This is a genomic window from Prevotella merdae, assembly GCF_900290275.1.
Classification (GTDB): domain Bacteria; phylum Bacteroidota; class Bacteroidia; order Bacteroidales; family Bacteroidaceae; genus Prevotella; species Prevotella merdae.
Map to the genome: position 1 here is coordinate 36979 of NZ_LT985324.1, position 21437 is coordinate 58415.

Below are 21437 nucleotides of genomic sequence, written 5' to 3' on the forward strand. Positions count from 1 at the left end.
AATAGACGGCAACATGCATGTCGAAGCTCTCTTAGGGGCTTTTTCCATTTCCCTTTTTCTTTATCGCCTCCAAATCTACGCTCACGTCTACCTTCTTCTCTGCCTTTAGCACAGCAGCCTGAGCCACACGACTTGGCATTGGCTTAAATACAGCATCGTCGATAAGGTTCTCCAGTTCGCTGTCTGGGGTGAAGATAACGTTGCCCAAACCCTCAAGCTGCACCTTGTTGCCGTTCAATAGCTACTCGCGCACACAGCTGGCCACATCGGCAAACACGCACTTGTCCCGTCGTCATTTTCGTGCGACTATTGTCGTGGTCCATTTACATTATACTCGAGGCGTCTTTCGAGTAATGGCATTGGCCAGAGCGTGTAGTCGCGTGTGAGCAATCCGCTTGTGGATGGACGTTGGACATGTGCCCGTTGGATTGCATGTGCAAAGTTAATACATCCCAAAACATCAATCATACGATTGAGTACGATACGTGCGATTGAGTACGATTCAGTACGATTTTGTTTTGTAAGACATAAGAACGTGGTTTTATTTAGACAGAAGAACAAGAGAACATGAGAACAAGAGGACCCTTTCCGGCGCCACTATCAGCCACGAGATTTGCCAACATTCTGCACATTTCCTTCCAACTTTTGTCCAGATACATAAATTCTGCTCCACTTACGTGTGCGCCAAGGATAGGAAAAAGCATAGGAACGAGTGGCTGATGCATGTCTTTTGACACTTGCGAGAGCAAAAGTGCCACGTTTTCGAGTCCGCGACCGAGTTTTGGCATCTTCGGAGCGGTGATTTTACTGATATCGTGCTTCATATTCTTCTTGTCGTTTAAAGATTAAACTCTTGATAATGAGCCTTTTAGAGGGAAGAGGGTGCGTTCCCGTTCCAGTTGTTCCAGTTGTTCCAATTAATGTTTGCAGTATGCGCGTTCTTGTTTTCTTATATATAACTACTTAATAATCAATTAATTAGATAGTCTATAAAGAGGGGTGTCGCATGTGGATATAGTATTTGGAACAATTGGAACAACTGGAACTGGAACGCTAATCACGTGATTAATTTCTGGCGTCTTTTTACCTTCCCAGCCACTTCACCTCTCCTAGGCCCTTGTCGGCGCAGCATCTTACGGCCAGTCGAATCTCGTTTCTCACTCCTTCGGCAGTCGCTATTCATCAGGAACACCGGTTGTAGTTCCTTGAAATTGAACATGATGTGTCTGTCTCTCGGTCGATAGGTAAAGGTTATTAATGTGTTACGGGATGTTAGTAGGGATAAAAAAAGTCTGCGTTCAGTTTATTGACGCAGACTTTTTTTGTGTCCAATCTTCTCAGCAGCCAAAGGGCCGAGCCAATCATAGCCAAACCCGCTATCCACGAAATGGCGGCACAGGCGGCAATGCCGAGCTGCTGGGTGAATCCCGCCACAACGAATGTTAGGAACGACACAAGGGCTACGGTTAGGGCGTAGGGCAACTGCGACGACACGTGGTGAATGTGCTTGCACTCGGCACCAGCCGATGCCATGATGGTGGTGTCGGATCGTGCCTGTGCCCATCGACATGCTGTACAATATGGTGCCCAGTACAATGCCAATGAACAGCGACGAGTATACCTCCTTGGTCTTGAGCGCCAGCGCAATGGCAACGACTGGAGGAAGAAGAGACCATACGGTCCCGATGAAATTGAAATCCATAATCTGTTTTTATGCTTGTTTTTTGGGGATTCATCCTTAATGCGTAGCGAAGAACCCTGTGTTTTCGGGTTGCAAATGTAAGGCTTTATTGGTATATGTGAGAATAATTAGTAGGCAAACTCTTCGTTAAATCGTTTAAAAGTTGTACTTTTGCGATTGACAAACATTATTTATTAACCAAACCACTAAACAAACATAGCATATGGTTATTTGCGATTTGAAAGACAGCGCACGCTTAGAGGCGCTTCATCCATTGTTCAAGATGGCGTTCGACTATCTTAAGAGCCACAACTTCCTCGAAATGCCCCTGGGCAAGATAGAGATAAAGGGCGACGAGCTGTTTATAAACAATGCCGAGTCGGAACTTAGAACCAAGGAGGCGCAGCAGCTGGAGATGCACCGCCGCTACATCGACATACATGTGCCGCTCGACGGCGAGGAGATTATAGGCTGGACTCCAACAGCCGACCTTGATGAGGCCGACACAACCAAGCCTTACGACGAGGCTAAGGACGTGGCCAAGAGCAAGGGCCCTGTGCACACCTACTTCGTGGTTCGCCCGGGACAGATGGTTATCGACTGGCCTGAGGATGCCCATGCCCCGATAATAGGCGAGGGCAAGCTGCGCAAGGCTATTGTTAAGATTAAGCTGTAAGGAGAGAGAAGGGGGGGGCTTCTGCTTGCAACACCCCTCTCTTGTAAGCAATCAGTTTTTTTTAACGTTCAATTATATTCCTTCCCCTCTCAATTATGCTTTCCTTTGCCATTAACCTAATACGCTAAAAAAAGGACAACGATGATGAGACACATTAAGCTACACCAATATGTTTTTGCCGCGACAGCCATTTGGCTGCAGGCCACCGTATCTGCCACGGCGCAGGTACAGGAGTTGCATGTGCAACGCGACACCATCCCCACTTATTTGAAGTTGCAGAACAAGGGTATTGTGAACAATGCCCTCGACGTGCTTAACGGCAACGCGGCGGGTCTTAGCGTTACGTCGAACGGCATGGACCGCATGGCGCAGCTGTCGTCGGTACGTGTGCGTGGTACCACCTCTATAGTTGGCGGCAACGACCCGCTTGTGATTATAGACGGCGTGACGAGCGACATAGCCACCCTGTCTACCATCTATCCAGCCGACATAGAGAGTTTTGCCGTGCTGAAGAATGCAGCAGAAACGGCTCTGTATGGCTCGCGCGGAGCGTCGGGCGTGATAGAGGTGAAGACCAAGAAGGGCACGGGCAAGGGCTTCCAGATATCCTACGAGACGAATGTGGGCATAGAGGCGATGTCGAAGAAGCTGGAAATGCTGTCGGCAAACGAGTATCTTGCTGTGGCGCAGAGGTTGGGCGTTCATGCCAACAACGGCGGCTACAACACCAACTTCTACGACGTGATAACGCGCACGGGATTTGTGCAGAACCATTATCTGGCATTCAGCGGAGGCTCGGAGAGGTCGAACTATCGCGCCTCGTTTGGCTACATCGACCACAACACAATAATAAAGACCAAGGACTACAATAACTTTGTGGCGAAGATAGACGTAACGCAGCACGCCTTAGACAACCGCCTGACGGGCGACTTTGGCGTGTTTGGCTCTACGTACAAGAACAACGACATCTTCGACTCGCAGATGTTGTTCTACTCGGCTGCCTGCCAAAACCCAACTTATCCGGCTGGGCGCGACGCCAATGGCAATTGGACCAAGAATGGGTCGGCCTACCGCATCAATCCGCCAAGCGCCGTGCTTGCCGAACGCAGCGACCAAAGAGAGATGTACTTCAACACGCACATGCGACTGGTTTACAACCTGGCACCGTGGCTTAAGCTGTCGGCATTCGGCAGCTATTCGTACACGTCGAACGAGAACTCGGAGTTTTGCCCCACATGGGTGTGGGCACAGGGCAACGTATATCGTGGCGAATTCAAGAAGCAGGAATATCTTGGCAACGTGTCGCTCAACTTCGACCGCAGTTGGGGTGGGCACGCCCTGACGGCAGGATTGTCAACCGAGTATCATTATCTGGAGAAGACAGCCTTTTGGACACGCGCCAAGGGCATTACAACCAACGCCTTTGGCTACGACAACATTGGTGCCACAGCGTCGCGCCCATACGGAGCTACGGGCAGCACGTACGAGGACCAGTCGCTGGCGTCGGTTATGGCCAATGCCTCTTACACCCTATATAATAAGTATACATTGGCCCTGACAATGCGTGGCGACGGATCGTCGATGGTGGGCGACGACAACACCTGGGGCTTCTTTCCGTCGGTTTCGGCAGAATGGAACGTAAAGAAGGAGCGTTTCTTGCAAGGATTCAAGGGCATAAACACCCTGAAACTGCGTGCCGGATATGGACGATCGGGCAATTTGGGCGGAATATCGGCCTACACCACAATGGACAACGTGCAGCAGACAGGCATAGTGCCAGTGAACAATACGCCAACCGTAACGCTGGGCATGATACGCAACAACAACCCCGACCTGAAGTGGGAGACAAAGTCGACATTCAATATAGGCGGCGAAATAGGATTGTGGAATAACCGACTGATGCTGACGGCCGAATATTACTACTCGAAAACCACAGATATGCTGTACGCCTACGACGTGCCTGTGCCGCCTTTTGCCTACGACAAGCTGCTTGCCAACATAGGCTCGATGTCTAACCAGGGACTTGAGATAGGATTCTCGATAGCGCCTGTGCAGACAAAGGACTGGGACCTGAACGTGAGCATGAACCTGTCGTTGCAGAAGAACAAGCTGCTGTCGCTGTCGGGCAACTACAACGGCATGAATATGTCGGCTGCCAACATCACGGCCATTGGCTCTATCGACGGAGCAGGACAGAATGGAGGCGACAACAACCATGTGCTCTACCAAATTGTGGGACAGCCCTTGGGCGTGTTCTATCTGCCCCATTGCACCGGACTGTACAAGGACGAGCAGGGAACGATGAAGTACAAGATAGCCGATCTAAACAACGACGGCAACATCGACTTTGGCGACGGAGGCGATCGACGCGTGTGCGGACAGGCTACGCCTAAGGCTATGCTCGGATCGAACATCTCGCTGCGCTACAAGGACTTCTACGTGTCGATGCAGATGAACGGAGCCTTCGGACACAAGATATTCAACGGCACATCGCTTGCCTACAACAATATGTCGTCGTTCCCCGTGTACAACGTGCTAAAAGGGGCGCCCCAACGCAACATCGTAGATCAGAACGTGTCTGACTATTGGCTTGAGCGTGGCGACTACCTAAACCTGGAGTATCTCACCATTGGCTACAACGTACCCGTCAAGAGCCGTGTGGTAAGCTCGCTGCGCGTGTCGTGCAGCGTGAACAACCTTGCTACCATAACATCGTACAGCGGACTGACGCCAATGATAAACTCGTATGTAATGAACTCGTCTATGGGCATCGACGACAAGCGATGCTATCCGATGTATAGAACCTACTCTGTAGGAGTGAGCGTGCAGTTTTGATAAAATTATCTTAAACGAAATCGTTAGTTTATGAACAAATGGTTTAAATTTTTTTATATATTCTCGGTTCTTTGTCTCTCATCGTGTCTTGACGAGACCCCCAAGGACCAGATGCCAGAGTCGGGTATTTACGACTCTGCCAACAGCTTGTATGTCAATGCCGTTGCGTCGCTCTACAATTATGTGGGAGCCCATGAGGAGGGCGAGGGTCTGCAAGGCACATGCCGTGGCGTATACGACTACAACACCCTGACCACAGACGAGGCTATAATGCCTATACGTGGTGGCAACTGGTACGACGGTGGATTGTGGAAGAATATGTACGATCATACATGGACCTCTACCGATACCGACCTGTACAACGTGTGGAAATATCTGTACAAGGTGATAGTGCTGTCTACTAAGTCGCTTGAGACGATTGACCAACACAAGGCTCTGCTAACGGCCAGGCAGCTTGAGGAGTACAAGGCCGAGGTGCGTGCCGTAAGGGCAATGTTCTACTATTATGCCATGGACATGTTTGGACGTGTGCCTATAGTTCAATCGTCTACACAGAATACGGCCGACATACAGCAAAGCAACCGCAGCGAGGTGTTCGGCTATATAGTTAAGGAGCTGCAAGCCACGGCTCCGCTTCTGCCCAACGAGCACAGCAATCTGCAAGGCAACTATTATGGCAGGCTTACACGCCCCGTGGCTTGGTTTCTGCTTGCCAAACTATCGCTTAATGCCGAGGTTTATACGGATGACAATTGGACAGATGAGTGGCGCCCGCAAGGCAAGACCATTATGCTGGATGTGGACGGAACGAGGATGAACGCATGGCAGGCTTGCATACACTATTGCGACCTGATAGCCAATGCCGGATACGAGCTGGAGCCCGACTATACAAAGAACTTTGCCGTGCACAACGAAAACTCAAAGGAGAACATCTTTACTATCCCCTTGGACAAGATGTTGTATACAAACGAGTTTCACTATCTGTTTCGCTCGCGCCATTATGCCCACGGCGGAGCCTATGGCGGAGCGTCGGAGAACGGCACATGTGCCACTCTGCACACAATGTCTGTATACGGATACAACACGGCATCGGCCGACAAGCGTCTGGACATGAACTTCTATACGGGTAGGGTAGTGGTAGATGGCAACGAGGTGAAGCTAGACGACGGCACGCCACTGGAATACATGCCCCTGGCCGTGGAACAGAACCTGACGGCAAGCAAATATATAGAGACTGCCGGAGCGCGTATGAAGAAGTACGAGGTGGACCGCACGGCTTATTCGGACGGCAGAATGCCCGACAACGACATCGTGCTGTATCGTTATGCCGACGTGCTGCTGATGAAGGCAGAGGCTAAGGTAAGGAATGGAGAGAATGGCGACGGCGAACTGAACGAGGTGCGTGCACGCGTGGGAATGAATACGCTGGCGGCAACTCTCGACAATATACTTGACGAGCGCCTAAGAGAACTTGTGTGGGAAGGCTGGAGACGACAGGACATGATTAGATTTGGAACCTACAACAAGACGTACGACATCCACACCCCATCCGAGGCCGACAAGAAAGGCTGCACCATCGTGTTCCCCATACCCGAGAAGGTGAGGGAGATGAATAAGAATATTAAGCAAAACGCTGGATATTAGTATTAAATGTTGTATTTTTATACGTGTTAGTAATATATCGTAAGGAAAGTGGGTAATTTTCTAGTAAATTGTTGCTGTGTTTAATTTATTTTGTATACTTTTGCAATACAAATAAGCATTGCATGATTTGTAAGCATTTTTGCAATATAAGTAAACATAAAATAGTTGATTATGAAAAAACTTTACTCTCTGCAGCATTATTCGCTGCTTGTGTTGCCGCATCGGCACAGAAAATTACCTACGTTCCTTACACAGACAACCCTTTTTTGACTGGTACAACAATATCTGAGAACGGACGCTATTTGGCTGGACCAGATATTGAGGGACGCGTGTTTATATACGACAAGGAAACAGGCAAGCTAAAGATGTTTCAGTCGCCAAGTCTTGACGACGAAAATGCTGGTATTGAAGCTTGGGCCGACATCCGCTCGGTAACCAACGATGGTGTGGGCTATGGCGACGTGGACGCCAAGTCGGCAAAGTTCGACTTTGCTACAGGTAAGTACAATTATTTGTTGGACGAGAGTGTTGAAGACTATTCGCTGGTTCACTATGCGACAGCCGACGGCAAGTTTAATTGTGGCGTGACCTACAACGACGCCTATATCCAGCATCCGTATGTGATGAAGGACGGCAAGATGAGCTATCTGCCCGAGTTAACCGACGAGTGGACTGGATACGAGACAAATGGCTTTATAGCCAATGGCGCCAACAAGGATGGTTCGGTTATTATGGGTAGTGTAATCGACAACTTTGCCTCGTATCCATTGATAGTATGGACACAGAACCGTGACGGCCAGACCTATTCGGTTTCGCAGTTGAGCAAGCGATTCTTTGACGGCAGCATCGATTTAGACGGAGTTCAGCCTTACGATATATTTAACGGAGCGGCAATTAGCTCCAACGGCAAATGGATAGCTGTGTCGTACCACAAGAAGATGGTGGACGCCGACTCAGAGGATGCCAATCTTATCGGACGATACAATGTGGAGACCGATGTGTTTGACACACTTACATGTCCAAATGCAAGTGCAGACCTTGCCTATTTTGCCACCTCTGTGGCCGACGACGGCACAATATTGGGTATGGCTCAGGAAGGAATGTCGTCGCGCAATGCTGTAATCTGCAAGGCAGGCGAAACGGAGTTTAAGAATTTGTCGGCTGTTTATCCAACAATTACCGATTTTTCTGCAATGGAGACCAACGGCTTTTTACAGGCCAATAGTATTACACCCGACGGACGCTACATTGTAGGCTATGGCTATAAGGACTATGACGACGAGAACTATTGCTATGCCACATGGTGTCTAGACACACAGACCGAAGCTACAGGTGTAGAAGGTGTGGCCGACGCAAGCAAGCAGTCGAAGGTTGTGGCCTCGTACACAGTAGACGGCAAGAAACTAAACCGTCCTACCATGCGCAACGAGCTTGTCATCAACCGTTTTGCCAACGGCAAAGTGAAAAAGATGGTGAAGTAAAAACATGCGCCAAAGTCTACTAAGAATGAAAAATCCTAAAATGTACACAAAAAAATACCGTGAAATAGGTATAGTATAATTCTTTTTTTGTAATTTTGTAAACGTTAATGAGTAGGGTGTCTATACCTTATTATATATAAGGTACAGCCCCCTCTCGTTTATAAGATGAATTTTCATTAATAATTTATTTTATTATACCGATTATGATTTATTCAAAAGAAGTAGACAACATGTGCGTTGTCGCAAAGGGTCCAAACCACGGACCGGCTCCAATTCCTGAAGAGGGAAAATGGATTTATGCCAAGGAGATTAAGGATATTTCTGGTTATACTCACGGTGTGGGTTGGTGTGCTCCTCAGCAGGGTGCCTGCAAGCTGTCTTTGAACGTAAAGGACGGCGTTATCCAGGAGGCTCTTGTTGAGACTATCGGTTGCACCGGTATGACTCACTCAGCAGCTATGGCTTCTGAGATTCTCCCAGGTAAGACAATCCTTGAGGCTCTGAATACCGACCTTGTTTGCGACGCTATCAACACAGCTATGCGCGAGCTCTTCCTCCAGATTGTTTACGGACGTACACAGAGCGCATTCTCTGAGGGTGGTCTTGTAATCGGTGCTGGTCTTGAGGACCTTGGCAAGGGTCTTCGCTCACAGACAGGTACTCTCTACGGTACTGTAGCTAAGGGTACACGCTACTTGGAGCTGACAGAGGGCTACATCACAAAGCAGTTCCTCGACAAGGACAATCAGGTTTGCGGTTATGAGTATGTTCACCTCGGCAAGATGATGGAAGCTATCAAGAACGGTATGGACGCTAACGAGGCTGTGAAGAAGTTCACTGGCTCTTATGGTCGTACAACTGCCGAGCAGGGTGTTGTTAAAGCAATTGATCCACGTAAAGAATAATAAGGAGATACACAACTATGATTAGAAAAGTAAGTTACGAAAGTCAGGAGCGCCGCGAGGCTCAGGTTCTTGCCGCTCTCAACGCTGAGGGAATCAAGAGCCTTGAAGAGGCTAACGAGATTTGCGAAGCAGCTGGTGTTGATCCTTATCAGATGTGTGAGGACACACAGCGTATCTGCTTCGAGAACGCAAAGTGGGCATACGTTGCAGGTGCAGCCATCGCTATCAAGCGTGGCGTTAAGACAGCTGCCGACGCTGCCGAGGCTATCGGCGTAGGTTTGCAGGCATTCTGCATCCCTGGTTCTGTAGCCGACGACCGTAAGGTTGGTCTTGGTCACGGTAATCTTGCAGCCCGTCTTCTTCGCGAGGAGACACAGTGCTTCGCTTTCTTGGCAGGTCACGAGTCGTTCGCTGCTGCTGAGGGTGCTATCAAGATTGCTGAGATGGCTAACAAGGTTCGCAAGAACCCATTGCGCGTTATCCTCAACGGTCTTGGCAAGGATGCTGCTCAGATCATCAGCCGCATCAACGGTTTCACATATGTTAAGACAGAGTTCGACTACTACACAGGCGAGCTGAAGGTAGTAGACCGCATCGCTTACTCAGACGGTCCCCGTGCTAAGGTTAACTGCTACGGTGCCAACGACGTTCGCGAGGGTGTAGCAATCAACTGGAGCGAGGACGTAGACGTATCAATCACTGGTAACTCTACCAACCCAACACGTTTCCAGCACCCAGTAGCTGGTACATACAAGAAGGAGCGTATCCTCGCTGGCAAGCCTTACTTCTCTGTAGCTTCAGGTGGTGGTACAGGCCGTACATTGCACCCAGACAACATGGCTGCAGGTCCTGCTTCTTACGGTATGACTGATACTCTCGGCCGTATGCACTCTGACGCTCAGTTCGCAGGTTCTTCTTCAGTTCCTGCTCACGTAGAGATGATGGGCTTCCTCGGTATGGGTAACAACCCGATGGTAGGTGCTTCTGTAGCTATCGCCGTGGCTATCGACCTCGCCCTCAACAAGAAGTAATTATCTGACTGTCAGATATTTATATAGAATTATCCTCCATAGTCCTTGTAGTGATTATGGAGGATTTTTTGTGTCTGTATGCCTGTTGAAACTTGGCTTTTATAAGTGGGTTGAGCTTGAATTTATGGCAAATAAACCTTGTAAAAAAGAGTCTTTAACAGGTTGCATGGAGACACTAAAACACCCCATTTTATCGCTTTTTCGTGGTACATACTGATGCCACTTTTGGGTGTCTGTAAAAAGTGGCATCACAACATGGGATAAACCATTGTATATTAAGTAGATAAGTCTTCAAAAAATTTGTTTAAGAAGCAATGGAAAAGCATTGTACATCGGTCTATTTCATGGTAAAGAAAACCAGAAAAGACAAAAATGGATTATCCCCTATTGTAGCTTACATCAGCGTTAATGCCGTGCGTGTATCTTATTACACAGGCAAAAAGATTAAAGTATCTGACTGGGACGATGAAAAGCAGTTGGTTCGTGGCAGAAGTGAAGAGGCTAAACAGCTAAACGAGTATCTGTATCAGCTCCGCAACAAAATCTTTCAAAAGGAGATTGAGTTGATGGAAAAAGGTTTTATGATTACTGCCAACCTACTGAAAGAAGCAGTAAACGACCATGTGGATGCCATAAACCAAAAGACATTGTTGGATGTGTTCAAAGACTTTCAAGCGATGCGCAAACCACTTGTCGGTAAGAAAATCTCCCAGGACACCTACGAAGCCAATGAACTTACAGGTCGTTATATCAAGGAGTTTATGGGGGCTAAGTATCATCGTGAGGATATTTACTTGCACGAGGTAAAGTTGGGCTTTATACAGGGCTTTCATACCTATCTGCTTACGGAGAAGAACAACTGCCAAAATTCATGTTCAAAACATCTGAAGTTCTTGAAGCAGTTGATGAACATAGCCGTGGCAAATGGATATATCCAGTTCAATCCACTTAATATATATAAGGTGGAGCGTGAGCATGTAGATATAGACTATCTTGACGATGTGGAGTTGCGTAAGATTATCAATTTCACTACTCCTATCAAGCGTTTTGAGCGTACACGAGACGCTTTCCTTTTCGGTTGTTTCACAGGTCTTGCCTATATCGACATCAAGACATTGCGTAAAGAACATTTTGAGACAGATGACGAGGGGCGTATCTGGATTAAGAAGAAACGCATAAAGACAGGTGTTCTCTCACGCATCCCTCTCCTTCCTATGGCAAAACTCTTGTTGGATAAATACAACGACCCAAACAGTGATATTGTTATGCCTATTCAGGATAGTACAGATGTGAACGAGAACCTAAAAGACATAGCTACATTGTGTGGCATAAACAAGCGAGTGACTTTCCACACAAGGAGTCACAACAAAATCTTTTATTGATTGAATATCAACGAATTAAGTATTTAAAAGAATGTAACTGCTAACGATTTAGAAACGAGCTATATTCTTTTTCTTTCACAACTTTGCAATATACAAAGAACGCTTTGTTTACGAATGCAAAGATAAATCTAAAATCTGAGAAACTATCTTTTTTGCTCTTAATTTACATATTTTTAAGAGGTGAACATTGATTGTCTATCTCTTTTGTAAATTACGACATTGCTTTCAAGTCAAGACCTAAAAACAGAACCATAAAGTTTCAAAAATAAGCATAAAAAGTGGGATTTGTAGCATCTTCGACTAAAATCACCTTATAAAATGCTAAAATTTTGCCTATTTATGATAGATTATCGCAATAAATTATTATTTTTGTATGGTAAAATGCAATAAAAATATGAAGTTAAATCGCATAAAGGCAGTTTTAGAGGAGAAAGGAATAAGCCAAACTTGGCTTTCCAAGAAAATGGGCAAGAGTTTTAGTACGGTCAATGCCTATGTGTGCAATCGTACCCAACCCAACCTTACAGCGCTTCTTGAAATTGCACAGATATTGTCTGTGGATATGAAGGAACTTATCTCAGACGCGAAAGAACGTAGTACTAAATAAAAGACAAGACATAATGGAACAGTCACAATATAACTTTTTGTTCTCGTTCATCTGGAACATAGCCAATGATGTACTTGTGAACGCTTTCAACAAAGGCGATTACAAGAAGGTCATTCTGCCTATGTTGGTGTTGCGCCGCATTGACGTGCTGCTTGAACCGACAAAGGATGCAGTTATACAGATGAAAGAACAACTTGACAACAAGAGCTTCCAAAATGCCATCAATGAAAGAGTTTTCCAACAAGTGTATAGCAAAGTATCACAAGGACTATAAAACAAGAAAAAAATGAGCAAGACTATTATGAAATATTTATTGGCTTTATGCCTTATATGTAATGTTGGCAATGTGTTTGCACAACATCGTTATTATTGCGAGGTAAAGGGTATTGAGAAAGACCTTTCTTCTGGTCTAAAAATCATATTCGATTTCGGCACAAAGGCATCATATAACATTTGGGGAGATCTCAGCAGCAAATTGAAATTTGTGGACGAAAATGGTGAAGAAATCAAATTTAACAGCATGGTCGATGCCGCAAATTACATGGTTGATAAGGGGTGGAAATTCCAACAAGCCTATTCTTCTGCTTATGGCGGAAAACCTATAATACATTGGATTTTCTACAAAGATGCCGAAAATATGGATAAAGCCAGAGAAGGAATTATGACTAAGACGGAATATCAGAAACTAAAGAAGTGAAGCTATGACAGAAGAAGAAAAGAAAACGTTGGTTGATGCGGTGAATTGCAAATATCCACATCAGAACCTAACGGAGATTTATTACAATATAGGTAGAGCATTGCCTTTTACTGCCCAAAGATTCCCTGACGGAAGAGTTTCAGACTGGTATCGTAATCAGTATGTAGAGGTTGTACGAGTAGAACCACATGGAAGAGGTGGTAAGTTTGGAAATGTATTTGGTTTTTATTACCGTAATGGTGAAAGAGCTGATGCTTATGAGAATGACCCAGAACACAGTTGGTGTACAAAGGATGATACCGAACCGCAACCAATACCATGTTGTGGATGTGGCTCATGGATGTTGTTGGACATCATCGGTGAGAAGACAACAGAATCTGTTAAGGTTCTCGGTCTTGATGACAAGATTGGCTTTGGTAAATATAAGGATATGACTTTGAAAGAGGTCATCATTAAGGATTGGCAGTATGTCAAATGGGCGATTATAGATTCCCAACACTTATATACCGATGTCGATAAGGTATTGGAATATCATATGGAGAATAGACCAACACTTGGTCCTAATGATATAATGAGCTTCGGGAAATACAAGGGAAAGTCCATTGAGGAGGTTTGCAAAACAGACCGACAATACCTTATATGGCTTTCACAAAACAACGATTCTTTCAATCTTGATTGGGAGAAATTCAAGTAATCAAATTATAATGTAGCTATGAAGAGATTTATGTTAATATTTTGCTCCCTGCTTATAGCATTCGGAGCAACAGCACAAAGTAAGTTAGGTTCGCAAACTCCTAAGAAATCTATATTCATTACATCAATACTTTTGGTATTGATGACCCTAGTTTCATGTTCTGTCGGATATAAAAACGATGGTAAGGAGGTAACATGGAATACGTGGAATGAAGGAAGCGGTTATACTTCAAGTCATGTTGATGCAGACCCAAAGACTTTTGAAATACTGAATGATGATTATGGTCGAGACAAGAAACACGCATTCTACGAGGGCGATATTATCAATGGTGCCGATGGCGGCTCGTTCCGTGTGCTTACCAAATCGTATGCAGCAGACAATACGCATGTATATGTTTCCGGTAAATTGATAGAAAAGGCGCATCCGGCAACATTCAAAGTGCATTCCTACTATTTTGCAGAAGATGCCAACGATTTTTATTGGGATGGGAAAGCACTGAACGTAAGAGATAAATCGACATTCAAAATCTTAGGCAGTTCAGATTCTTGGGAAACTCATTGGGCAAAAGACAAATACAATGGATACTACCTTGCAGGAGGTGTGATTACAGATATCGATTACGAGACTTTCCACCCGATTGAAGCAAAGACTCCGGACCAATCAGGAGACTATGCCGCTGACAAGCACAAAGTGTTTTTCAGGGACAAGGAGGTTCCCGGTGCTGACCCTGCGACGTTCAAGGAAGTGGACTTCTATATAGGGCAAGACAAGCACAGGGCTTACAATAAAGGGATTCCAACCCAAATAAAAGATTATTCCAAACTCACCGAAGTAGGCAGTTTGATGTATTCCGACGGAACAAATATCTACGATTCCCATTTTAATATCCTTCCTAAAGCCGATGTCGCGACTTTCGAGCATATTTCCGACAACTGGTACAAGGATAAATCGCATGTCTGGTGGAGTTCCCAATTAGTTGCCGGGGCAAATCCCGAAACTTTCCAGCCTGTGTCCGAGGGAGGTTTCGGGGGAGATTTCAACTATGGGAAAGATGACAAACATGTGTTTTGGAACGACTCCATCATTCAAGGTGCTGACCCCGGAAGTTTTGAGAAGATGACATTCCCGGACGGCGACAGTTGGACGGTGTTCGACCGCAACCGAATATATGAAGGCAAGGATTCTCCCAAACTGCGTGAATATCTGAAAAAGAAATATGGAAAATGAGTATGGAAATCATGCTGCGCTATATAGTCGGAATCGCTATTGCTTATGGCATAGGCAAATGGATATATCAGTCGATACGTTCACGGTCGATTGACTATTTTTTATTGGCGATTATCGCGCTTATGGGTGCAGTTTTATGGCTTTCAAGAGGGTTTCTTATCTCCAACCGTGTATATGATTTCTTGATGATTGTCGTATGGCTTGTTGCTGTCGGTTGTTTTATCATTTCCCGAAAATCCCAATATGGCAAGTATTTGAAATTTGCTACTGTTGGCGGTCTTTCTACTTTTCTTGTGCTTTTTGTCTATTGGAATGTAAAAGCGGAGTCTATCAAACCGATAACATTGACAACTCAGCTGAGGGGATATTCAACAAGTAGAATAGTTGAGGTATGTTTCCGTTATAACGAAACTCCATTTTGGAGAAGTTACAATCTCAACCAATACCCAAATGTAAAGCTACTCCCTGAACAGTACGATGTAAGGGTGACAATCAAACCTATCTCGGCCAATGTTGCCAAACTTGAATCAATAACGCTAATTCAAAAAAACAGAAAATGAAGCAGTGGTAGAAAATTCGGGGGTTACATCTTTTAAACAAGCGTTTCTGATACAGCGTTAAGCCAATCAGATTATTTCTATTTTGTGTTCAGTCGCATATATAGAGAGATGCGACTGAACACATAAGAGAATCACTTGAGCTAAAACCAATTGAATATGATAATGTATTAAACTTCGCATTATGAAAAAAATTATTATAGCAACTCACTACTGTCCAAAGAAATTTTCCCATAAGGTCAACTGACCATCATCGGAGTCATTCTGAGGACGTTTGGGCTTAACAAATAGCTCACCTAAAGGTTTCCTTTCAAAGAGGACTTTACCAATGGCAGCAGATAANACTCACTACTGTCCAAAGAAATTTTCCCATAAGGTCAACTGACCATCATCGGAGTCATTCTGAGGACGTTTGGGCTTAACAAATAGCTCACCTAAAGGTTTCCTTTCAAAGAGGACTTTACCAATGGCAGCAGATAATATATAAAGATTTTGATCAATATGATATACCTTCTTAGCTATGGCAAGCAGCAGATAATCGCATATGGCAATCCAAATCTGCGAGAATACAGCATTCTGGCTCGTTCCATAGAACGACTTGATATGCAGTCGTTGTTTGATCCATTTAAAGAAACATTCCACTTGCCAGCGCTCTCTATAGAGTTCCGCTATAGTCAGGTAGGAATGAGTGAAATCGTTGCTCAGAAATCTATAAATGTTGCCGGTAGCATAATCCTCATAAATAACCATGCGGAGTGCGTCTGGATACCATTGTGAGGTTTTCTGTCCAGTAAGCCTAATAATGGCATCACTCACAACACCAGTCCGCTTGTCTACGGGACGTTCCTCCAGCACTTCATATTTCATGTTATCCTTGGCTCTTGTTACAAAGAACGCTTGCTGACGATGAAAGTGATTAAACAGCTGCTTGAAGTCGACGTAGCCTTTGTCCATGAGATAATAGCTTCCAGGCTCTACAGGAATCAAACTCATTGTCTTAGAGTCATGAACTACAGCTTCTGTAAGATAAATGAATGTCGGTATGGAACCACGCAGATCCAACAACGTATGCATCTTCACACCGCCTTTGTCATGATGCAGACGAGCCCATGGACAAAGCTGAAGGCACAACTTGATAGTGCTGCTATCAAAGGCGTACACGATACCATTCACGTCAAGACGGGAAGGTTCATCTTGGTACAGCTCTCTTGCCCAAGCAATCAGTATCTGACCGAAATCATGGTATATACGCCAATCCTTGGTCTCATTGATATGGGCCAAAGTGGAACGTTGGATATACTTTATTCCGCTCGAATAGAGTTTGGAAGAGAGTGCAACCAGCGTTGCATCAATGCTGCGGAGACTAACTTGGTCAGTGAACTGCGCAAAGCTCATCACCATAAACTGGTCTCTGCATTTGAACTCGATGGCATGTCTATTGCCATTGTATCTCTTTACGCACTTGTCGAATTCATATCTTGGTATGAGCGACATGATTTGAGCGAATACGGTCTTTCCTTGATTCATGATTTCAGTCTCTTGCAATACAATTTGCAAAAGTACAAAATCAAATCTCGAAAAAATCAAATTCGTATAACTCATTGAATATAATCAATTTAAATCATGTCCAAGATTTTTTCTTTGGACAGCAGTGATAGCAACTCTTATAATTTGCGTTGTGTTTTGTATGTTGTTATCACACAAAGAATACCGAAATTACAAGATAACGAACATTACACTTTCTGAGATTGTTATCAAAGATTCTCTTTTGAATTTGAGAAAGGGAAATAGATATTTCCTATTAGAATTCATGGTAGACTATTGCCATAGTTCTTTAACTTTTATGGGAGGAGGTATAGAACCTGGTTTGAATGGTACAATTGAGTCAATTAAATCTATAAAAATAATAGATTCCAATGGCAATGATATATCCTCGTTGTTTCATAATCTTACAATTGAGGACAATGATTTATGGCTCGACGATTACTTAGTTTTTTCTAAAAATTATAATATTGATTCTTTGGTAAATAGCATAAATCATCGAGATAGAAATGAAATTGGACAAAGAATTACTATTCCACGCTTATTCGTGATTGATTCTACTTCTGTAATCCCAGACTCTATTATTCTAAATTTTGGAACACATTCTATCATTAGTAATGTCAAATATAAAAAAAGTAAGCCTTTTGTTTTAAGTACAAGTGATAGATAGAAATATAAAACTACGTCACAATATTCAAATAATGAGATTTATTCTTGTTAGAGTTGTTCCGACCAATGGTAAGAGGAATAAACATTGTTGATGCACGGACAAGCCCTTGCGCTATCGAATACGATGCGAATGCCGTTGGTCTTAATCTTGTCGAAATGAAGGATGTGCTTTCTTTTGGGTCACTCTCGCATACCGCTGCGTCATCTTCACATCCTTATGACCGAGCATCTTGCAGATGGTCTACATCGGCACACCTGCCTCCAGCGTAATGAGGCTGGCGAACGAGTGTCGTCACGAATGGTAGAAATAGGTAAGTCCGTTCTCTTTTCCACAAGCACATCGAAAGCCTTTTGGATGGAAAGCAACAACTGCTCGATGTCTTTGTTGGTCTCCACGGCTTCCTTGCTCTTGTTCTCCTTTGGCTGCTTTAGAGCTTTATGTTAATAAAACTACAATCACAGCAATAATACTATTGATTTTACGTTCTTTTCAAAGAAAGGGGTTGTGCAATAGTGGCTTAAAGGCTAAAAGCACTACCTTTGTACGCAATATAACAACAATACGTTTAAGGTCACAATTTGTGATCTCAAAAATAAAGATAGCAATATGGCAGACATAACGGAAAAGACAGAAAACGGCGAACTGGTCACAAATCGTGACCAGTTGGTTGTCATGGATAATATAGAGTCTCTAATCAAAGTGATTAGAGGACAACATAGGTATGAGAGGGAATATAGCAACATCGTGGAAAAGCCAAATTCCCTCTACCACCCCCAATGGTACTAATTTTTATAAAATAAACGGATTTCAGGTATTAATACCACGAAGTAAGGGAGGTAGTAATTCTACAAGAAATGCCCAAGTCCTATCTAAAAAACAAAATGGTCAAAAGAGCAATCATTGACTAATTCATTGACCAAAAACTTGCCAATGCCATAAATAACATTGGCAAGTTTCTAAAATTTCAAATAATGGATAAAACAGAAACGATAGTACAATTAAAAAAATTGCTTGCAAGTAAAAAAGCGGCAGATTTGTTAAAGGCTTTTAAAAAACTTCAACGCAATTATTTCCCTGAATTTGGGAATACAGTAGTTGATATTTTCGAAGAAAGATATAAAAGAAATATATCATGGGAAGTACAAGTTGAGGCAATTAAAATAATAGGTAAACAGCATTTGGTTAAAGCCTTACCTTTGTTAGAACAAATAGTAAAAAAAAATATGGAGCATGATATGGTAACGATGGAAGCTGCTGCTGCATATTTCAGAATTGTTAGATTGAATATGAGAGATGTATCTCCTATCATAAAATCTTTTGGAAACATTGGCTTTTCTATTGGAGAAGGTTTTTTAAATGTTTTGGGCGAGGACAATATGACTCCTAATATAGAAGAACAAGAGTTAATAATACTGCATTTTTGGCATTTTGGTGAGAACGTGGACAAAGGAATATTAGATCCAAAATTCGGATTAGTAAAAGCTTGCCTAAAATGGCAAGCTCCCAGTGTTTCTTCTTTTATAGAATACTGTCTTACAATTAAAGATTCACGAATCAGTTCCTTGCTAAAGAAAATTGAAACTAAAGAAGTTTGATTTTCAGAGAGTGTAAAATAAACTAAAGAGGGCTTCAAATGACCTAAAGGTTACCAGCAAGCCTCTCTCACCTTAAAAAATCTCTTAAAGTAGACTCATAATATTAAAAGAAATAATATGGGAAAATATAAATTATTTTTTTTGTTAATGATTTTTCTATGTATCTCTTGTGGAAATAATAAAATTTCTATTAGAGTTGAAAGTGCATTAATTTCATCCTCTGATAATCAGCCCTTAAGAAGTTTAACATTAGAAAATGATTCTTTGTTATTTACATATCAGATTTCATTAAAAGATGGATATGTAGGTCTATCATCAATAAATCTAAATAGAATTAATGACGCTTATGTTATTACTTATGGAAACAGTATTATTGAAAATGAGAAGTTTCATCTACAACCCGATGCGACATATATTATATCTAATTATTCTATACCAGACGCAAAAAGCCATGCCCTTGAGTTTAAGACCAATCCAAGAGGAAACGTAAAATCCGTTAAAGAGGTAAAATAAATGAGATTTATATTTTGTATTTTTTTGTCAGTTATAGGATTGGTTAGTTTTGGTGAAACATCTAAAAAACTTGAAAATGGTATCTATCATAATGAAACCAGTTCAAAATTGATAGAAATTAAAAATGACACACTAAAGTTCTATTCCTCCTCTTCTATAGAGGGGGAACAGAGCTTTCCTTTGGCTATTTGTCAAATAACTAAAGTCAGCGATACTTTTTTTGAGATAAATTCAATAGAAGGACCGATGCAAAGTGCTTTTAAAAACATTTTAATTATCGAAGAAGTTTCTGGTAATAAAACTCTTGCTGAAATACTTTTCAAAGTTCCGAATACAACTATGCCTATAAAGTTTAATGTTTATTGTGGAACTATTTCGTATTCTGGGATTACTGAAAAAGGGACATGTACTATAGTATTGAATCGTAATAGAATTAATTCTCCAAAAAGTTTCAGATTTACATTCCAACCAATGTATTATACCGAAAGTAATCCCGCAGGCCAATACTTTGGTGTCTTATACTACGAGTATCCGTATAAAGTGGATTTGAATACTGAGAAAAGTATTATTATAAATCTACCTGATGTAACAGATAAACTTTTCAATCAATATTATTTATTAGGAGAGTATATACAAGTTACACCAAATGGTATAAAATGGAGAGGTGAATACTACAAAAAGCAACAATAATCTTAGTGTGTTTACTATTCAATATGTCTTTGTAAACAATAATTTGTAAAAGTCCATCTTTGGTTCGAGTGTAAAATAAGCTGTGTTCTACTACAATGGGTAAACACAGTTTATTTACATTTCATTTCTTTATTAGGGCATAGTTATCCCGATTTTCTTTTTTAGGTTCGTTACCAAACGAATCTATCAGAATAATATGGTTGCCATCCCTCACCTTATAAAAGATGTTGTCACCGCTTGAAGGACGAACAAGCATCAGGATGTTGTAGTCAAGCACTTGGAAAGTTCCTCTTAACTTTTCCTGTTTGTTCTACTTTTCATTGTATGCCTGTATCAACAAATAGGTACCATCAGCATTTAACGTGAGTGTTGTTTCAACATTAGGTGGTAACACTCCGTTATAAGTTCCAGCTATGGAACCCAAGCTGGCTCTATTTCCCAAAACTGCCGTATATTCTTCAAGCTTATCGGTACACCTGCCTCCAGCGTAATGAGGCTGGCGAACGAGTATCGTCACGAATGGTAGGAATATGTAAGTCCGTTCTCTTTTTCACAAGCACATCGAAAACCTTTTGGATGGAAAGCAACAACTGCTCGATGTCCTTGTTGGTCTCCACGGCTTCCTTGCTCTTGTTCTCCTTTGGCTGCTTTAGTGCTTTATGTTAATCGAAGTACAATCGTCGCAATAATACTATTGATTTTACGTTCTTTTCAAAGAAAGGGGTTGTGCAATAGTGGCTTAAAGGCTAAAAGCACTACCTTTGTACGCAATATAACAACAATACGTTTAAGGTCACAATTTGTGATATTGGAAAAATGAATATAAATATGACAGATAAAATAGAAAAAAAGGAGGCAACCTTTGCAGTGCCGTACAATGGCGAGGACAACAACGACTATGTGGACGGCAAGGGCTTCTGCTGCAATGACGGCAGCTTGGAGGCTGCGCAAGCACGTGTAANAAATTAAATAAGTCAACGTGAATTATAAATAAGTAATAACTGAGTCAA

General features: G+C 43.0%; 22 protein-coding genes and 1 pseudogene. 18 read left to right on the forward strand and 5 right to left on the reverse strand.

What is annotated here, in order from left to right; genetic code table 11:
• Positions 1–31 precede the first annotated feature (31 nt).
• The 3 genes from C9991_RS06440 to C9991_RS06450 all read right to left on the reverse strand — a co-directional run bounded on the left by C9991_RS06440 (position 32) and on the right by C9991_RS06450 (position 1596).
• Positions 32–238 carry a hypothetical protein gene (locus C9991_RS06440; RefSeq protein ID WP_106811791.1) on the reverse strand — a complete coding sequence of 69 codons (207 nt, stop codon included), beginning with the start codon at positions 236–238 and terminating at the stop codon, positions 32–34.
• 307 nt (positions 239–545) lie between these two features.
• Positions 546–824 (reverse strand): hypothetical protein, encoded by a 279-nt coding sequence (locus C9991_RS06445; RefSeq protein WP_232823267.1) that lies wholly within the window; start codon positions 822–824, stop codon positions 546–548.
• Between the two features lie 448 nt (positions 825–1272).
• Positions 1273–1596, reverse strand: coding sequence for a Na+/H+ antiporter NhaC family protein (locus tag C9991_RS06450; RefSeq protein ID WP_232823268.1), 324 nt, complete (start codon positions 1594–1596; stop codon positions 1273–1275).
• A gap of 308 nt (positions 1597–1904) precedes the next feature.
• Here C9991_RS06450 and C9991_RS06455 point away from each other — a divergent pair, with 308 nt between their 5' ends.
• The 13 genes from C9991_RS06455 to C9991_RS06515 all read left to right on the forward strand — a co-directional run bounded on the left by C9991_RS06455 (position 1905) and on the right by C9991_RS06515 (position 15420).
• Complete coding sequence (locus tag C9991_RS06455; protein WP_106811792.1) at positions 1905–2357, forward strand: NanQ anomerase/TabA/YiaL family protein; 453 nt, start codon at positions 1905–1907, stop codon at positions 2355–2357.
• Between the two features lie 141 nt (positions 2358–2498).
• Positions 2499–5192 carry a SusC/RagA family TonB-linked outer membrane protein gene (locus C9991_RS06460; protein WP_106811793.1) on the forward strand — a complete coding sequence of 898 codons (2694 nt, stop codon included), beginning with the start codon at positions 2499–2501 and terminating at the stop codon, positions 5190–5192.
• Positions 5193–5222: 30 nt separating this feature from the next.
• The gene (locus C9991_RS06465) at positions 5223–6836 is read left to right on the forward strand and encodes a RagB/SusD family nutrient uptake outer membrane protein (RefSeq protein WP_106811794.1); all 1614 of its coding nucleotides are present in this window, start codon (positions 5223–5225) and stop codon (positions 6834–6836) included.
• Positions 6837–7102: 266 nt separating this feature from the next.
• Positions 7103–8317 carry a hypothetical protein gene (locus C9991_RS06470; RefSeq protein WP_157949384.1) on the forward strand — a complete coding sequence of 405 codons (1215 nt, stop codon included), beginning with the start codon at positions 7103–7105 and terminating at the stop codon, positions 8315–8317.
• A gap of 203 nt (positions 8318–8520) precedes the next feature.
• Positions 8521–9222, forward strand: coding sequence for an iron-sulfur cluster assembly scaffold protein (locus C9991_RS06475; protein WP_094880593.1), 702 nt, complete (start codon positions 8521–8523; stop codon positions 9220–9222).
• A gap of 17 nt (positions 9223–9239) precedes the next feature.
• Positions 9240–10253, forward strand: coding sequence for a GGGtGRT protein (locus C9991_RS06480; protein WP_007896973.1), 1014 nt, complete (start codon positions 9240–9242; stop codon positions 10251–10253).
• 314 nt (positions 10254–10567) lie between these two features.
• Positions 10568–11635, forward strand: a complete 1068-nt coding sequence (locus C9991_RS06485) for a site-specific integrase (RefSeq protein WP_106811796.1) — start codon at positions 10568–10570, stop codon at positions 11633–11635.
• Between the two features lie 394 nt (positions 11636–12029).
• Entirely contained in the window at positions 12030–12242 is a 213-nt protein-coding gene (locus C9991_RS06490; RefSeq protein WP_106811797.1) for a helix-turn-helix domain-containing protein, read from the forward strand.
• 13 nt (positions 12243–12255) lie between these two features.
• Positions 12256–12516, forward strand: coding sequence for a type I restriction-modification system subunit M N-terminal domain-containing protein (locus tag C9991_RS06495; RefSeq protein ID WP_334641319.1), 261 nt, complete (start codon positions 12256–12258; stop codon positions 12514–12516).
• 12 nt (positions 12517–12528) lie between these two features.
• The gene (locus C9991_RS06500) at positions 12529–12939 is read left to right on the forward strand and encodes a hypothetical protein (protein ID WP_106811798.1); all 411 of its coding nucleotides are present in this window, start codon (positions 12529–12531) and stop codon (positions 12937–12939) included.
• Between the two features lie 4 nt (positions 12940–12943).
• Positions 12944–13633, forward strand: coding sequence for an exodeoxyribonuclease X C-terminal domain-containing protein (locus tag C9991_RS06505; RefSeq protein WP_106811799.1), 690 nt, complete (start codon positions 12944–12946; stop codon positions 13631–13633).
• Between the two features lie 18 nt (positions 13634–13651).
• On the forward strand, positions 13652–14860 hold the full coding sequence (locus C9991_RS06510) for a DKNYY domain-containing protein (RefSeq protein ID WP_106811800.1): 1209 nt from the start codon (positions 13652–13654) through the stop codon (positions 14858–14860).
• Positions 14861–14862: 2 nt separating this feature from the next.
• On the forward strand, positions 14863–15420 hold the full coding sequence (locus tag C9991_RS06515; protein ID WP_157949385.1) for a hypothetical protein: 558 nt from the start codon (positions 14863–14865) through the stop codon (positions 15418–15420).
• Positions 15421–15765: 345 nt separating this feature from the next.
• Here C9991_RS06515 and C9991_RS06525 read toward each other — a convergent pair whose 3' ends face one another.
• Positions 15766–16944 (reverse strand): IS4 family transposase, encoded by a 1179-nt coding sequence (locus tag C9991_RS06525; protein WP_438269190.1) that lies wholly within the window; start codon positions 16942–16944, stop codon positions 15766–15768.
• A 283-nt stretch (positions 16945–17227) separates the two neighbouring features.
• On the opposite strand from C9991_RS06525, the gene C9991_RS16835 reads away from it, so the two are divergent.
• The gene (locus C9991_RS16835) at positions 17228–17629 is read left to right on the forward strand and encodes a hypothetical protein (RefSeq protein WP_198643761.1); all 402 of its coding nucleotides are present in this window, start codon (positions 17228–17230) and stop codon (positions 17627–17629) included.
• A 141-nt stretch (positions 17630–17770) separates the two neighbouring features.
• On the opposite strand, the pseudogene C9991_RS16975 reads toward C9991_RS16835, so the two are convergent.
• A pseudogene (locus tag C9991_RS16975) lies at positions 17771–17920 on the reverse strand (tyrosine-type recombinase/integrase); the annotation flags it as partial.
• Between the two features lie 315 nt (positions 17921–18235).
• Here C9991_RS16975 and C9991_RS16845 point away from each other — a divergent pair.
• The 4 genes from C9991_RS16845 (at position 18236) to C9991_RS06550 (ending at position 20427) form a co-directional block, all read left to right on the forward strand.
• The gene (locus C9991_RS16845; RefSeq protein ID WP_198643763.1) at positions 18236–18415 is read left to right on the forward strand and encodes a hypothetical protein; all 180 of its coding nucleotides are present in this window, start codon (positions 18236–18238) and stop codon (positions 18413–18415) included.
• Between the two features lie 185 nt (positions 18416–18600).
• The gene (locus C9991_RS06540) at positions 18601–19224 is read left to right on the forward strand and encodes a hypothetical protein (protein ID WP_106811804.1); all 624 of its coding nucleotides are present in this window, start codon (positions 18601–18603) and stop codon (positions 19222–19224) included.
• Positions 19225–19341: 117 nt separating this feature from the next.
• A complete protein-coding gene (locus tag C9991_RS06545; RefSeq protein WP_106811805.1) occupies positions 19342–19737 on the forward strand; it encodes a hypothetical protein in 396 nt (131 codons plus the stop codon).
• The gene (locus C9991_RS06550) at positions 19738–20427 is read left to right on the forward strand and encodes a hypothetical protein (protein WP_117728745.1); all 690 of its coding nucleotides are present in this window, start codon (positions 19738–19740) and stop codon (positions 20425–20427) included.
• Positions 20428–21437: the final 1010 nt, after the last annotated feature.